The organism is Mycobacterium simulans, assembly GCF_900232995.1.
GTDB classification, from domain to species: Bacteria; Actinomycetota; Actinomycetes; order Mycobacteriales; family Mycobacteriaceae; genus Mycobacterium; species Mycobacterium simulans.
Window position 1 is genome coordinate 2,903,437 of record NZ_OCVX01000003.1, and the last position, 14,932, is coordinate 2,918,368.

Annotated in this window: 10 protein-coding genes and 1 pseudogene; 6 read left to right on the forward strand and 5 right to left on the reverse strand. The window is 65.4% G+C overall.

What is annotated here, in order from left to right:
* Positions 1 to 119 precede the first annotated feature (119 nt).
* Entirely contained in the window at positions 120 to 1,055 is a 936-nt protein-coding gene (locus MSIMFI_RS13985) for an SDR family oxidoreductase (RefSeq protein ID WP_191497646.1), read from the forward strand.
* 21 nt (positions 1,056 to 1,076) lie between these two features.
* Here MSIMFI_RS13985 and MSIMFI_RS13990 read toward each other — a convergent pair whose 3' ends face one another.
* A complete protein-coding gene (locus tag MSIMFI_RS13990) occupies positions 1,077 to 1,349 on the reverse strand; it encodes a hypothetical protein (protein ID WP_191497647.1) in 273 nt (90 codons plus the stop codon).
* A gap of 462 nt (positions 1,350 to 1,811) precedes the next feature.
* On the opposite strand from MSIMFI_RS13990, the gene MSIMFI_RS13995 reads away from it, so the two are divergent.
* The 4 genes from MSIMFI_RS13995 (at position 1,812) to MSIMFI_RS14010 (ending at position 8,532) form a co-directional block, all read left to right on the forward strand.
* The gene (locus MSIMFI_RS13995) at positions 1,812 to 2,963 is read left to right on the forward strand and encodes a metallophosphoesterase family protein (RefSeq protein WP_191497648.1); all 1,152 of its coding nucleotides are present in this window, start codon (positions 1,812 to 1,814) and stop codon (positions 2,961 to 2,963) included.
* Positions 2,960 to 5,581 carry an AAA family ATPase gene (locus MSIMFI_RS14000; protein ID WP_191497649.1) on the forward strand — a complete coding sequence of 874 codons (2,622 nt, stop codon included), beginning with the start codon at positions 2,960 to 2,962 and terminating at the stop codon, positions 5,579 to 5,581. Before MSIMFI_RS13995 ends, MSIMFI_RS14000 begins: the two co-directional genes overlap by 4 nt.
* Positions 5,582 to 5,611: 30 nt before the next feature.
* Positions 5,612 to 7,213 carry a GMC family oxidoreductase gene (locus MSIMFI_RS14005; protein WP_191497650.1) on the forward strand — a complete coding sequence of 534 codons (1,602 nt, stop codon included), beginning with the start codon at positions 5,612 to 5,614 and terminating at the stop codon, positions 7,211 to 7,213.
* Positions 7,214 to 7,281: 68 nt separating this feature from the next.
* The gene (locus MSIMFI_RS14010) at positions 7,282 to 8,532 is read left to right on the forward strand and encodes an alpha/beta hydrolase (RefSeq protein ID WP_191497651.1); all 1,251 of its coding nucleotides are present in this window, start codon (positions 7,282 to 7,284) and stop codon (positions 8,530 to 8,532) included.
* Here the strand turns inward: MSIMFI_RS14010 and MSIMFI_RS14015 are convergent.
* Genes MSIMFI_RS14015 through MSIMFI_RS14030 form a run of 4 tightly spaced genes read right to left on the reverse strand, consistent with a single transcriptional unit; the run spans position 8,519 to position 13,995 of the window.
* Positions 8,519 to 10,279 carry an ABC transporter family substrate-binding protein gene (locus MSIMFI_RS14015; protein WP_224770184.1) on the reverse strand — a complete coding sequence of 587 codons (1,761 nt, stop codon included), beginning with the start codon at positions 10,277 to 10,279 and terminating at the stop codon, positions 8,519 to 8,521. The genes MSIMFI_RS14010 and MSIMFI_RS14015 overlap by 14 nt on opposite strands.
* Positions 10,272 to 12,110 carry a dipeptide ABC transporter ATP-binding protein gene (locus MSIMFI_RS14020; RefSeq protein ID WP_191497652.1) on the reverse strand — a complete coding sequence of 613 codons (1,839 nt, stop codon included), beginning with the start codon at positions 12,108 to 12,110 and terminating at the stop codon, positions 10,272 to 10,274. The genes MSIMFI_RS14015 and MSIMFI_RS14020 overlap by 8 nt, the downstream gene beginning before the upstream one ends.
* Entirely contained in the window at positions 12,107 to 13,021 is a 915-nt protein-coding gene (locus tag MSIMFI_RS14025; RefSeq protein WP_191497653.1) for an ABC transporter permease, read from the reverse strand. Before MSIMFI_RS14025 ends, MSIMFI_RS14020 begins: the two co-directional genes overlap by 4 nt.
* The gene (locus MSIMFI_RS14030) at positions 13,018 to 13,995 is read right to left on the reverse strand and encodes an ABC transporter permease (RefSeq protein WP_191497654.1); all 978 of its coding nucleotides are present in this window, start codon (positions 13,993 to 13,995) and stop codon (positions 13,018 to 13,020) included. Before MSIMFI_RS14030 ends, MSIMFI_RS14025 begins: the two co-directional genes overlap by 4 nt.
* A 186-nt stretch (positions 13,996 to 14,181) precedes the next feature.
* Between MSIMFI_RS14030 and MSIMFI_RS28950 the strand changes: the two are divergent.
* Positions 14,182 to 14,932: pseudogene (locus tag MSIMFI_RS28950) on the forward strand (PE family protein); the annotation flags it as partial.

Consider the following 14,932-nt stretch of genomic DNA (forward strand, 5'->3'; position numbering starts at 1 on the left):
GACCGTCACTGTCGGGGCATCCGAGATCGCCTTGGCGATCAGGCTGCTGCGTCACGCTGCCTCACACCCGTAATTCCGATCAGCGCCGGCGCTGTGCGTCGCCGTGGCACACTCGCTTCGTGCGTTGGTCGCCGGCTCGCGATGCGTTGCGTGGGTCTGTTGCGGTTGTTGCGGGGGCCACGCGGGGTGCGGGACGGGGAATTGCCGGTGCGTTGGGTGAAGCCGGTGCGACCGTCGTCTGTACGGGGCGCAGCAGCGTAACCGGCCGCGGGCGGTCAGATTACGAGCGTCCCGAAACGGTAGAGGAAACCGCCGAGCTCGTGACACGGCTGGGCGGCATTGGGCTTGCTGTTCCGACGGATCACCTTGACCCTGAGCAGGTGCGGAAGCTGGCCGAACGTGTTGGCAACGAGTACGGTCGCATCGACTTGTTGGTCAATGACATCTGGGGTGCCGAGCGGCTCAAAGGTGGACCCGCAGAATGGAATACCCCGATCTGGCGCCACGATCTGAGCGCTGGGCTCCGCATTCTGCGCCTTGGGGTCGAGACGCATCTGATCACCTCGCATTACCTGTTGCCGCTGCTGATCAGGAGGCCGGGCGGTCTCCTGGTGGAGGTCACCGACGGCACCACGGCATATAACGCTGAGCGGTATCGGATCTCGGTGTTCTACGATCTGGCGAAAGTCGCGGTGAACCGGCTGGCGTTCTCCCAGGGCCACGAACTGGTTCCGTATGGCGCTGCGGCGGTGGCTGTCACGCCGGGTTGGCTGCGCTCGGAGATGATGTTGGACAACTTCGGCGTGACCGAAGACAATTGGCGTGATGCCCTGCGGCCCAACAGATCCGATGGGTATCCGACCGCCGCTGAAGGGTTCGCTTCCTCCGAATCGCCCCGATACGTCGGTCGCGCGGTTGCGGCGGTGGCCGCCGATCCGCATCGTGGGAGATGGAACCAGCGGTCGGTGACCTCGGCAGAGCTCGCCCGTGAGTACGGATTCACTGACATCGACGGGTCCCAGCCGGACGCTTGGGCTCAGCACCCCACCGCTTGACGAATCGCCGAAGCCTTTCGGTCACCAGCGAATCGCGGGCGGATCGTCGAATGGATCGTATGTGCCGGATGCTTTCCATCGCTCGAGCGCGGGGTGCACAGTGCCGAACCAGCGAACATGACCGGCGATCTCTGCGGCGGGACGGGCAGCGTCGCTGACATGCCCGGTAGGTACTTCTTCGGGCGCGAGCGGTTTCCACAGCAATGGCTGGAGCACCCGGACGCCGAACGCGATCAGGTTCTGTGTGTGCCGGCAGGGCGGCTGAGAGCACTTGTGGGTATCCAAGCGGGTCATCGAGCATCTCAATGGGACGGCGCTTAAGCACGGGGTGCTCGCGCCTGAACCATGCCCGACTCCCGGACCGGTGAATGTGTGGCGCAGCTGATTGACCACACGCGCCACGGCGCGAATACGGGCGGCGTCGTCTCCGGTGGGCTCTGACCCGGTGGTAGCAAGCCAGCGCTGCAGCTGGCGCACGGAAACGCCGAATAGTGCACTACGAACGTCTCGACGTTGCTCTGCGGCGTCGGGGTCCGCCTCCAGCTGCAGCGGTGTTACTGCGCCGAGAACCAGTTCGAAACAGTTTGCAATTGTCAGGTCGCCTCATCGACTCGCGCGAGTAGGCCTCAAGGTCCGACTGTGTCGCAACACGCCAACCACCTGCCGATCGACCTCCAGCGTCTTGTCGGCGCCCAGTCCTACACTCGCGGTGCCGTTTGAAAGACGCACCGTTTCGCCGAGGAGGAGGTCGCCAGGATGCGATTCGTGCATACCGCCGACTGGCAGTTGGGCATGACCCGGCACTTCCTCGCCGGCGATGCCCAGCCACGTTATTCGGCGGCCCGCCGCGATGCGGTGGCCGGCCTGGGCGCGCTGGCCACCGAGGTGGGCGCCGAATTCGTCGTCGTCGCCGGGGATGTCTTCGAACACAACCAACTCGCTCCCCAGGTGATCGGTCAGTCCCTAGAGGCCATGCGCGCCATCGGTATTCCGGTCTACCTGCTGCCGGGCAATCACGACCCGCTGGATGCATCGTCGGTCTTCACCAGTGCGCTATTCACCGCCGAATGCCCGGACAACGTCGTAGTGCTCGACCGGGCTGGCGTCCATGAAGTTCGGCCGGGATTGGAGCTCATCGCCGCACCCTGGCGATCCAAGGCGCCCACCAAAGACCTGGTCGCCGAGGCGCTAACCGGCCTGCCCGCAAGCGAAAACACCCGAGTGCTGGTCGCCCACGGCGGGGTCGACGTATTGGACCCCGACCGCGACAAACCCTCGCTGATCCGGCTAGCCAACGTCGAGGAGGCTTTGTTCAACGGCGCGATTCACTATGTGGCCCTGGGTGATAAGCATTCGCTCACCCAGGTCGGCAGCAGCGGCCGGGTGTGGTACTCCGGCTCGCCCGAGGTCACCAACTTCGACGATGTGGAAGCCGACCCGGGTCATGTCCTAGTCGTCGACATCGACGAAAGCGACCCGCAACGCCCGGTCACCGTGGAACCCAGGCACATTGGTCGCTGGCGGTTTGTCACACTGCGCCGCGAAGTGGACAACAACCGCGAAATCGCCGACCTGGACGTCAATCTGGACCAACTGCCCGACAAAGACCGCACCGTGGTGCGGCTCGCGCTGACCGGTTCGTTGACGGTCACCGACCGTGCGGCGCTCGATGCCTGTCTGGATAAGTACACGCGCTTGTTCGCCTGGCTGGGCCTGTGGGAGCGTCACACCGAACTGGCGGTGATACCCGCCGACGGCGAGTTCACCGACCTTGGCATCGGCGGGTTCGCCGCGGCGGCCGTCGACGAGTTGGTCGCAACGGCACGCGCTGGCGACGACGAGTCCGCCGTCGATGCTCAAGCGGCGCTGGCACTCTTGCTGCGGCTCGCCGATCGGGGTGCGGCGTGAAGCTGCACAGGCTGATCCTGACGAATTACCGAGGCATCGCCCATCGGGAGATCGAGTTCCCCGACCACGGGGTGGTGCTGGTGTGCGGCGCCAACGAGATCGGCAAGACGTCGATGATCGAGGCGCTAGATCTGCTGATGGAGTTCAAAGACCGCTCGGCAAAAAAGGAAGTCAAACAAGTCAAGCCCACCAACGCCGACGTCGGCTCCGAGGTCACCGCCGAGATAACCAGCGGCCCTTACCGTTTCGTCTATCGCAAGCGATTTCACAAGAAGTGTGAGACGGAGTTGACGGTGCTGGCGCCGCGTCGCGAACAACTGACCGGCGACGAGGCGCACGATCGGGTCCGGGCGATGCTGGCCGAGACCGTGGACGCCGAGCTGTGGCGTGCTCAGCGGGTACTGCAGGCCGCGTCGACGGATGCGGTGGATCTGTCCGGCTGCGATGCGCTGTCGCGCGCGCTCGACGTTGCCGCGGGTGAGAGCGCGGCGCCTCCCGGGGCCGAGCCATTGCTCATCGAACGGATCGAGGCCGAGTACGCCCGCTACTTCACCCCGACCGGGCGCCCCACCGGTGAGTGGTCCGCCACCATCTCCCGACTTGCCGACGCCGAGGCGGCGGTGACGGAGTGTGCCAAGGCGGTGGCCGAAGTCGATGACCGGGTGCGTTGCCATGCTGACCTCACTGAGCAGGTGGCCGAGTTGGCGCAGCAACAGCTCGCCGCCGGGCCCCGACTCGCCGCCGCAAAGGCCGCAGCCGCCAAGACGGCCGAGCTCGCCGACGAAGCTCGGGAAGCTCAATTGATCGCCACGGCCGCGGCCGCAACCAGCGCCGCGTCTGCTGCCGCGCACGCTGCGAGACTGGGGCTGATCGCCGAAATCGGCACTCGCACAGCAACTGTCGCCGCTGTGGCGGTCGAAGCGGATGAAGCTTCCGGTCAGCAGGCGATTGCGAAAGCCGATGCCGATGCCTGCGATGCTGCGGTCGAGAAGGCCGACCAGTCCCTGCCAGCCGTCCAATGCCGTGCCGAATCCGCCCGACGCGCTCTCGACCGGATTGCCGACCGCGAGGAGGCCGACCGGCTGAGCGCTCGGCTGGCCAAGATCGACGCCATCCAGGGTGAGCGGGACCGGGTATGCACGGAGCTGTCCGCGCTCACGATGACCGAGGACCTGCTGCGTCGCATCGAAGACGCCGCGGCCGCTGTCGATCGCGCCGGTGGGCAGCTGGCGTTGAACTCCGCGGCCGTGGAATTTACCGCCGCCGTTGACATCGAGCTTGTTGTCGGCGGCGAACGGGTGCGACTGGCGGCAGGTCAAGGATGGTCGGTCACCGCCACCGGCCCCACCGAGGTCGAAGTGCCCGGTGTCCTGACAGCGCGGCTCAACCCAGGCGTGACCGCCTTGGATATCCAGGCCAAATATGTTGCCGCACAACAACAACTCGCCGAAGCGCTGGCGGCCGCTAACGTCGCCGACCTCACGGAAGCCCGATCCGCCGACCAGCGGTGTCGGGAACTACAGAGCAGCCGAGACCAGCTGACCGCCACCCTCGCCGGCCTGTGCGGAGACGAACGGGCGGACCAACTTCGCGCCAGGCTGGCACAGTTGCGCGCTGATCAACCGGCAGAACCTGATCTATTCGCGACCGACACCGCCACCGCTCGGGCCGAACTTGACGCGGCCGAAGCGGCGCGCACGGCCGCGCAGGCCGAGCACCAGACCCTGCGAGGTGCCGCGGCCGATGCCGGCCGTCGGCTCGCTGAGGCATCCACGCGGGCAACGGTCTTGCAGGACAAGCTGGCGACTCAACGAGCAGAGCTCGATGCGGTCACCACCCGGTTGGCCGGGGAGCGGGCGTCGGTCACCGACGAAGACCTCGCCGCCAAGGCGGAAGCCGACCGGACAGTGCTGTTGGCCGCCGAGCGGCGAGTAGCCGAATTGGCCGAAGCGCTGAGCGCCGCAGAGCCCGACAAGATAGCCGCGGAACTAGCCGAGGCGACCGAAGTAACTGAGTCACTGCGCGACCGCCACGACGATGGCGTCCGCGCGTTGCACGAGGTCAGCATCGAACTTTCGGTGTTCGGCACCCAGGGCCGCAAGGGCAAGCTCGATGCCGCCGAGACCGAGCGCGAGCACGCGACCAGCCAGCACGCCCGGGTGGGCCGCAGGGCCCGCGCCGCGCAGCTGCTGCGGTCGGTGATGGCCCGGCACCGGGATGCGACTCGCTTGCGCTATGTCGAGCCGTTCCGTGCGGAACTGCAGCGGCTCGGTCGCCCAGTGTTCGGGCCCACATTCGAGGTCGACGTCGACAGCGACCTGCGGATCCGCAGCCGAACGCTGGACGGCATCACGGTGCCTTACGAGTCGTTGTCGGGCGGCGCCAAGGAGCAGCTCGGCATCCTGGCGCGATTAGCCGGGGCGGCTTTGGTCGCCAAGGAGGACACCGTCCCGGTGGTGGTTGACGACGCGCTGGGCTTCACCGACCCGGACCGGTTGGTCAAGATGGGGGACGTATTCGACGCCGTGGGCGCCCATGGGCAAGTGATCGTGCTGACGTGTAGTCCCGACCGCTACGAAGGTGTCAAGGGAGCGCACCGCATCGATCTCGCCGTTTAGCAACCATGCGTCATAGACTCACCCCGAGACATGGATACTCAGTGCGACTACGTGGTGGTCGGTACCGGCTCGGCCGGGGCGGTGGTGGCGAATCGGCTTAGCGCCGATCCGGCTACCTCCGTGTTGGCGCTGGAAGCGGGGCCCCGCAACAAGAACAGATTTATCCCGATCCCAGTGGCCTTCTCCAAACTGTTCCGCAGTGAGATCGACTGGGATTACCTTACCGAACCGCAGCCAACGCTCGGTGGACGTGAGATCTATTGGCCCCGAGGCAAAGTGCTCGGCGGCTCATCATCGATGAACGCGATGATGTGGGTGCGCGGATTCGGCGCCGACTACGATGAATGGGCCTCACGGGCGGGCCCGGAATGGTCCTACGCCGAGGCGCTCGGGTATTTCCGTCGCATCGAGAACGTCACGGACGCCTGGCACTTCGTCAGCGGCGACGACAGTGGCGTGAGCGGCCCGATGCACATATCCCGTCAGCGCAGCCCCCGCGGCCTGACCGCGGCCTGGCTGGCTGCGACGCGTGAATGCGGATTTCTCGCTGCCCAACCGAATTCCGCTGCACCGGAAGGATTTTGCGAAACCGTTGTCACCCAGCGTCGGGGAGCTCGGTGCAGTACCGCCGACGCCTATCTCAAGCCGGCAATGCGCCGCAAGAACCTCACGGTGCTCACCGAAGCGACCGCCACCCGGGTCGTCTTCGACGGAACCCGAGCGGTCGGCGTGGAATACCAGCGCCCTTCCCACCCACAAGGTGAAGCATGTGTCGCCTACGCCCGCCGCGAAGTGATCCTCTGCGGCGGTGCCGTCAATAGCCCGCAACTGCTGATGCTTTCCGGTATCGGTGACCGCGACCAGCTGGCCGAGCACGGCATCGAAACCGTCTACCACGCACCCGAGGTAGGGCAAAACCTGCTCGACCACCTCGTCGCGGTGCTGGGCTTCGATGTCGAAGACGGCAGCCTGGCGGCGGCCGAAAAGCCGACGCAGTTGATTAACTACGTGCTGCGGCGCCGCGGCATGCTTACCTCCAACGTCGGCGAGGCATATGGATTTGTCCGCAGCCGGCCCGAGCTAGAGCTGCCCGACCTCGAGCTGATCTTCGCGCCGGCGCCGTTTTACGACGAGGGCCTGCTGGTAAAGCCGCCGGGACACGGGGTGGTGTTCGGGCCGATCCTGGTGGCACCGCAAAGCCGCGGCCAGGTCACGCTCCGGTCCGCCAACCCGTTTGCCAAGCCGGTCATCGAACCTCGTTACCTGTCCGACCCCGGGGGCGTGGATCGCTCGGCAATGATGGCAGGCCTGCGGATATGCGCCCAGATCGCCGAGGCCTCCGCATTAAAGCCGCTCCTGGGACCCATAGCACGACCGCGCAACAGCGCCGAGCTGAACGAAGCAACCCTCGAGCAGGCGCTGACCACCTGTGCGCACACCCTCTATCACCCGCTGGGCACCTGCCGGATGGGCAATGATCAGGCGAGTGTGGTGGATCCGCAGCTGCGGGTACGGGGGATCGAGCAACTGAGGGTAGCCGACGCATCGGTGATGCCGAGCACGATTCGTGGGCACACCCATGCGCCGTCGGTGCTCATTGGGGAAAAAGCCGCTGACCTGATCCGGGGCTGAGTGCTGGCCGCGGAGCTGCTGACGACTGGCGATCTCGGCAGAATGGGTCTCATGGCGGTCCGACACTCATGACGATGAATGCGAAGCGGCGCCAGGCGCACGACAAGCTGGCACGGCTGCCCGGTGTGCGGCCGGGGCGCCGGCCGGTGTCACCGGGCAGCGACGAAGAGTTCGATCTGTACTACGTGCGCTCCGGCCGCAAGTCCACGCAGCCGCTCGTGATCATCCCGGGAGGGCCGGGAATGGCGTCGGTGCTCTCGTATCAGGGGTTGCGGCGACGCACCGCCGCGGCCGGTCTTGACGTCATCATGATCGAGCATCGGGGGGTCGGGATGTCGCGCCACGATGACTCAGGCGCAGACCTCCCGCCGCAAGCGATCACCATCGATCAGGTGGTCGATGACGTCGCTGCGGTGCTCGACGACGCTCACGTCGACTCGGCCGTCATCTACGGAACGTCATACGGCACCTACCTCGCGGCGGGAGTCGGCGTCCGGTATCCCGATCTGGTGGGGTCGATGATCCTCGATTCGCCGGTGCTGTCCCGGCATGACATTGCGATGGTGCGCGATGCCATTCGCGGCGTGTTATTGAAGGGTGACAGTCCCGAAACCGCTGACTTGGCGCCCAAGATGCGCCGGCTTGTCGATGCCGGGATGATGACAGCGTCGGCGGGACAGGTCGCGGCCACTGTATATGGCTACGGCGGTGCCAAACTCCTTGATCGCCAACTCGATCTGCTGCTTGCGGGCCGAACGATGCTGTGGCGGGCGCTGTTCCGGTTCAGCAAGATAGTCACCCGCAAGGTGCCGTACCGGTATGAAGTCGATCTGGTGGGTCGCATCGCTTTCCGCGAACTCGACTATGCCGCCGAGCCCGACGGACTACCGCTCGACCCCGCAGTCGCTATACGTGAAACATTAACTGTGACAGATGATTTCGTTGCTGAACCCTATGATTTGGTAGCCGAAATGCCGAAATTTCAGTGGCCCACCGTGTTGGTTTCCGGTGGCCGCGATCTCATCACGCCGCCAGCGGTAGCCGAGCGGATAGCGTCGCTGGTGCCGAATGCTGTACTACTGTCAATGCCTACCATGGGGCACAGCGCGGTGGACTTTCGTGAGCCGGCCGCCTTGGCCATCGCTCGTTCGGTGTGTCGCGGCGACATTGACGGGCTTGCCGATCAGGCGTCGACGCTGGACGCGCTGCCGCCGCGGCTGGCGCTGCGGCTGTTGTGGAAGGCGATCCAAGTGGTCGCCGCTGTAGAGCATGCCTTCCCGAAGGTACCGTCAGTGCGACGCTCGCTCAGCTACGCATGAACCCGATAGCGGTGTAGTCCAAATCGGCCAACCCCCTCGCGCCGAAATTGGCCAGCGTGCTACGGACCGCGACGGTACCTGGGGATTGGGTCAGCGGCAGGCTGAATCCTTCGGCCCAGATGAGCTTGTCGACTTCATTGGCCAACGCGCGGGCCTTACCGGGGTCAAGTTCTTCGAGCGTTTGCCCGATGGCGGTGTCGATTTCCTCGGTACCGATCTTGCCGAAGTTGCTCTCCCCGTCGGACGTGTAGATCTGGGTGAGCGATGACAGTGGGAACGCGTCACCGACCCAGCTGAATAGCGCTATATCGAAAGCCCCGACGTTGATGTAGTTGCTGAAAAAGCCACTGCCGGATCTGGATTGAAGTTCAAGCTTGACGCCAATCTGCGCCAGGCTGTGCTGAGCGATCTGCGCGAACTGCCTACTGCCCTGCGCGTCATAGAACAACATCCGGACGACGAGCGGGTGGCCGTCCTTTTCCCGGAATTTGCCCCCAGAACCTGCACTGAGCTTCCAGCCCAGGGCGTCGAGTTCCCGTTTGGCCCGCTCCGGGTCGTAGGCGAGAACGCCGCCGTTGTCCTGATAACCCTCCTGCCCGGCGACGAAAATGTGGTTGTCCAACGGCGTCGGATTGCTGGCAAGGCCGTAGAGGGCAACCTTGGCGATGGTCCTGCGGTCGATTCCCCGGCAAATGGCCAGCCGTAGCGAGGTGTCGGCGAGGATCGACCCCGCTGCGCCGTTGAAGGTGAAATGGCTCCAGCTGGGGGCGGGTGCTCGTCGGATGGCGATGCCCCTGGTGCGCTCGGCGATGGTGAGCTGGTCAAGCGAGCCGATGCCGGTGGCGTCGATCGTTTTGTTCTGGAGCGCCGGCAACCGCGCGGCGTCGTCGAGTACCAGATAGGTGATGCTGTCCAGGCGCGGGCGGTTGCCCCACCATTTCGGGTTGCGGATCAATGTGATTCGCTGGGTGGCCCGGTCCAGGGTGGACACGATGAACGGACCGGCGGACGGACCCGGCCCTTCGAGTTGGCCTTTGTTGAATACCTCAGGGGTGGCGGTCATGCTGGCGGGCAGCAGCATCCCGTTGCCGGCGAACATGCCGCGCCACTCGGCGTAGGGCTTGGCAAACGTCACGATGGCTTGCCGGTCGTCGGTACCCCGGGTCACCGAGGCGACACGATCGGCGCCGTTGGGGGAGGCGATCTCGAAGTTCTTGTCGACGCCGCTGGTGGCATGAATTTGGCTGGCGATGTCGCGCCATGTGATCGGCGTACCGTCCGACCAGAACGACTTGGGATTGATCGTGTAGGTGATCACTTGCGGTTCGGTGCCGGTCAGTTCGACGCTGGTGAAGTAGTCGGTATCGACCGTCGTCGAGCCGTCCGGACCGATGATGAACGCCCGAGGCATGGTGGCCTTCATCATCGCCGCGACTTCTGCCGCGTTCCCATCGATGTTCAAGACGTTGAAGTTGGCGGGGAAGTCACTGAGCGACAGGCGCAGATTACCGCCGTCTTGCAGGGTTGCGGGATCTTGTGGGTTGATGTCGCTGGTGGTGCCGAACACCGTGTTTCCGGCGGCCGGCGGAGCAAGCTGGGGGCCAGCGGAGCATCCGGAAAGCGCGATGGCGGCGACGAGCAGGGTAATCGCGATGGTCCGCCGCGATCGAGTCTGCGTCCAGCGCGGAGATTTCGTGCGCAAGGACGCGCTGTGCGCAGGCTCGACGCCATAAAAGCCGCTAGCCACGACGCCCCGGATCCGGTTGCGGCACCGCGCTCAACAGGCGCTGGGTGTATTCGTGCTTCGGATGGCTGAAGATCTCCTGGCTGTTGCCCTGCTCGACAATGGCACCTTTGAACATCACCACAACCTGGTGGGCGAGGTGCTTAACAACCGAAAGGTCGTGGGAGACAAACAGATACGACAGGCCAAACCGCTCTTGCAAATCGAGCAACAGGTTGATGATGCCGGCCTGGATAGAGACATCGAGCGCGGACACCGGTTCGTCGAGTGCAAGGATTTTGGGCTGCAGCGCCAACGCTCGTGCGATGCCGATGCGCTGCTTCTGCCCGCCGGAGAACTCGGCGGGATAGCGACTGGCATCGGCGCGGCGCAGTCCCACGATGTCGAGTAGCTCGGCGACGCGACCGTGAATGTCGCTCTTGCCGAACCCATTGGCTTGTAATGGTTCAGCCACCAGGTCGAAGACGGGCAGTCGCGGGTCCAAAGAAGCTACCGGGTCCTGGAAAACAACCTGAATGTCGCGTCGCAGCGATCGCCGGCTCGCGGCACTCAACATGGCGACATCGGTGCCGAGCACCTCAATCGATCCCGATTGTGGCGCAGCGAGTTCGAGGATCTGATGCAAGGTGGTCGACTTGCCGGAGCCGGATTCGCCGACGATGCCCAACGTGCGGCCTTGCTGCAGCTCGAAATTGACGCCGTCGACCGCGCGGACCTCGCCGATGACTCGGCGCAGCACCACGCCCTTGGTCAGCGGGTAGGTCTTGACCAGATCACGCACCCGCACGACGACCGGGGAGTCCCCTGGTTCAGGCGCGCCTGTTTTGGTGTTGATCCCGTAAATGTCCGCGGCGCTGCGCCCGGCCACATGGTCGGTGCGGATGCATGCAGCCCAGTGTTCGTCCCCAACCTCGATCAAAGGTGGCTCGGCCGTGAGGCATTCGTCGATGACCAGGGGGCAGCGCGGCGCGAACGGGCACCCGGGATCGAGGCCGGCCAATGACGGTGGCGCCCCAGGGATGGGAACCAGCCGGGTGCCCTGTGCGGCGTCCAGGCGGGGGACCGAACCCAACAGCCCTACGGTGTAGGGCATCTTGCGATCACGGTAAAGGTCACCCACATTGGCTGACTCGATGACCCGGCCGGCGTACATCACCAGCGCCCGGTCGGCGAACTCGGCGACCACTCCCAGGTCGTGGGTAATGATCAGGACGCCCGCGCCGGTGACGTCGCGCGCCTTCTTGAGCACCTCGAGGATCTGGGCCTGCACCGTGACGTCCAGCGCGGTAGTGGGTTCGTCGCAGATCAGCAAGTCGGGATCGTTAGCGATCGCGATGGCGATCACCACGCGTTGCCGTTCGCCCCCGGACAGCTCATGCGGAAACGCGCCGGCACGCTGCGCTGGCTGCGAGATACCAACAAGCTCAAGCAATTCCACCGCGCGCTGGCGAGCCGTGGTCTTGCCGACACGAGGCTGATGCACCTCGATCGCCTCGGCGATCTGGTCACCGACGGTGTAGACGGGGGTCAGCGCAGACATCGGATCCTGGAACACCGTGCCGATCGCCTTGCCGCGGAACCGCGACATTGCGTCGTCGCCAAGCCCCAGCAGTTCGGTGCCCTGCAACCGGACCGAGCCGGCGACCCGGGCGTACTCCGGTAGCAGGCCGACCACCGCCATCGCTGCCGCGGACTTGCCCGATCCCGATTCGCCGACCATCGCCACGACTTCGCCGGGCTCGACGCGGTAGCTGATGCCGCGTACCGCGGTCACCGGATCACGGTCGGTCGGGAAAGTGACGGCCAGGTCGGAGACCTGCAGCAGCGGACTCATCGGGCAGTCTTCCGCAGTGTCCGGCTGCCCGGGTCCAGGGCGTCGCGCAGACCGTCGCCGGTCCGGTTAGCGCACACCAGAATCAGCACCAAGACACCGGCCGGGAACAGAAACACCCACGGGAACGTGGTCGCAGACTGGGTGCCGTCGGCGATTAACGTGCCCAGCGACACATCCGGAAGCTGAATGCCGAAACCGAGGAAGCTCAAACCGGTTTCGGCGAGGATTGCGGAAGCGACGTTCAGGGCGGCGTCGATGATCAGGATGGACGCAACATTCGGTACCACGTGGCCGACGATGATTTGGCGGCTGGAGACGCCCATATACCTTGCAGCCCGGATGAATTCGCGTTCGCGCAGGCTCATGGTCATGCCGCGTACCATGCGGGAGCTGATCATCCAGCCGAAGCCGGCCAGCAGCAACACCAGGAACATGATGTTGGCCGAGTTCTTGGTGCGCGGCGTGACGATGGCGATCAAGATGAAGCTGGGCACCACCAGCAGCAGATCGACCACCCACATCAGCGCCCTGTCTCGCCAGCCACCGAAATAACCCGCGATCGCCCCGACGCTCGCTGCGATTCCGGTCGAGATCACCGCCACGCAGACCCCAATCAGCATCGACTTCTGCATGCCCCGCAAGATCTGCGCCAGCAGGTCTTGGCCCAGTGCATTGGTACCCAGCCAATGATGGGTGTTCGGCGGCTGCAGCAACGCGTCGAAGTCCAGATCCTGGTACGAGTAGGGCAGCAGCGGGGGTAGCGCATAGCAGCCGATGAACAGCAGGACCAGCAGGGTCAGGGATACGACGGCCGAGCGATTGCGCAGGAACCGGCGCAGCACCAGGGTGCGGCGCGAGGCGAATTCCGTTGCCTCCGTTAGGTCGGTCACCGCTTGATCGGCCACCGTCATGACACCCGCACTCTCGGGTCAAGTGCGGCGTAGATGACGTCGGACAACAAGCCGGCCAGCAAGACGACCGCGCCGGAAAACACCGTGATCGCCGCGACGATGTTGGTGTCTTGAGTCGAAACGCCCCGGATCATCCACTCACCCATGCCGTGCCAGCCGAAAATCCTCTCGACGAAAACCGCTCCGGTGACTAGTCCGGCTACCCCGTAGGCGAATAGCGTCGCCATGGGTATCAGCGCCGTGCGCAGTCCGTGCTTGAGCAGCGCGCGCCGCCGGGTCAGGCCCTTGGCGCGGGCGGTGCGAATGAAATCCTGGCCGAGCACGTCGAGCATCGCGTTGCGCTGATAGCGGCTGAAGCCGGCGGCAGCGCCGAGCGCCAGCGTGAGCGACGGCAGCACCAAATGCTGCAAACGGTCGCCCCAGACCCGCCACATCCCGCCGGTCACGCCCGGTGAGGTTTCCCCGGTGTAGTCAAACAGCTGAAGGCCTACCGCCCAGTTGACCCGCAGCGCGCTCAAAATCAATAGGTTGGCCACCACGAACGTCGGCGTGCTCAACACCAGCAACGCCAGCATGGTGACGACGCGGTCGCTGAGCCGGTATTGGCGGATGGCGCCCCACGCCCCGATCACGACGCCCAACACGGTGCCGACCACCGATCCAACGACGAGTAGTCGCAGGCTGACTCCGATGCGACGTCCAAGTTCGGCGGAGACGGGTTGGCCGGTGATGGTGGTTCCGAAATCGCCGCGGGCCGCGTGCGAAACCCAGTTGGCATAGCGAATCGGAATGGGCTTGTCCAGGCCGAGATCGTGAGCTTTGGCGTCGATTACGGCTTGCGGTGGACGTGGGCTCCGCTGCATCAGGCTTTCCAGCGGCGAAAAGGCAATCGAGGTCAGGCAGTAGGTCAGGAACGAAGCGAGCGCCAACAGGATGAGGTAATTGAGCAACCGGCGCGCGAGAAAGCGTGTCATGCCCGACCACCGTGCCGCATTGGGACAGGGTATCGAGCGGAGGGCTGGCTTGGCCCCAACGACAGTTTGTTGGCGATCAGCGCGCCACCGATCCGCTGCGACCTGCGCATTTCACGACTTCCGAAAGTTCATCGAAGACCCGGTCGGGACACTTTGCGCAGGTTCGGTGAGCAATGGAGGACGCAGATGTCGTTTGTATTCGCGGTACCGGAGTTTATGGACGCGGCGGCAGCAGAGTTATCCACGATTGGCGCGGCGATCAGCCAGGCCAACGCGGCGGCCGCGTTGCCGACGACGTCGGTCGTGGCCGCGGGCGGCGATGAAGTGTCGGTCGCGATCGCCGCGTTGTTCGGGGTCGCATGCTCAGGAGTATCAGGCGATCAGCGCGCAAGTGGCGGCGTTTCACGACCAATTCGTGCGCAACCTGCAGGCCGGTGTTAGCTCGTATGCGGGCGCCGAGGCGGTCAACGTCGAGCAGCAGCTGCTCAATGCGGTCAACGCGCCATCGCAACTGCTGACCGGGGCGCCCGCTGATCGGCGACGGCGCCAACGGGACGGCGCCCGGCCAGGCCGGCGGCGATGGCGGTTCGCTCTGGGGTAACGGCGGTGACGGCGCGGCGGGCGCGGCCGGCCAGGCGGGCGGTCGCGGCGGGAATGCCGGGTTGATCGGCAACGGCGGACGCGGTGGAGCGGGAGGCGCGGGCCTGGCCAGCCCGTCGGCCCCGGCGCCGGGGGGGTCGGCGGGGCCGGCGGCAACGCCTGGCTCTTGGGCCACGGTGGAGCCGGTGGGACTGGCGGGGATGCTGGCTCGCCCTCCGCTACTGGTACCCATGGCATTGCCGGAGCAGGCGGTCGTGGCGGCAACGCTGGGTTGATCGGTGATGGCGGAACGGGTGGGGCCGGCGGCGTCGGTTCGACGTTTAGCTCGGGACAAGGC

Bases quoted from the DNA above. Each gene is read 5' to 3' on its own strand.
- MSIMFI_RS13990 (WP_191497647.1), bottom strand. From the start codon at position 1,349: ATGACCCGCTTGGATACCCACAAGTGCTCTCAGCCGCCCTGCCGGCAC.
- MSIMFI_RS13995 (WP_191497648.1), top strand. From the start codon at position 1,812: ATGCGATTCGTGCATACCGCCGACTGGCAGTTGGGCATGACCCGGCAC.
- MSIMFI_RS14005 (WP_191497650.1), top strand. From the start codon at position 5,612: ATGGATACTCAGTGCGACTACGTGGTGGTCGGTACCGGCTCGGCCGGG.
- MSIMFI_RS14010 (WP_191497651.1), top strand. From the start codon at position 7,282: ATGACGATGAATGCGAAGCGGCGCCAGGCGCACGACAAGCTGGCACGG.
- MSIMFI_RS14020 (WP_191497652.1), bottom strand. From the start codon at position 12,110: ATGAGTCCGCTGCTGCAGGTCTCCGACCTGGCCGTCACTTTCCCGACC.
- MSIMFI_RS14025 (WP_191497653.1), bottom strand. From the start codon at position 13,021: ATGACGGTGGCCGATCAAGCGGTGACCGACCTAACGGAGGCAACGGAA.
- MSIMFI_RS14030 (WP_191497654.1), bottom strand. From the start codon at position 13,995: ATGACACGCTTTCTCGCGCGCCGGTTGCTCAATTACCTCATCCTGTTG.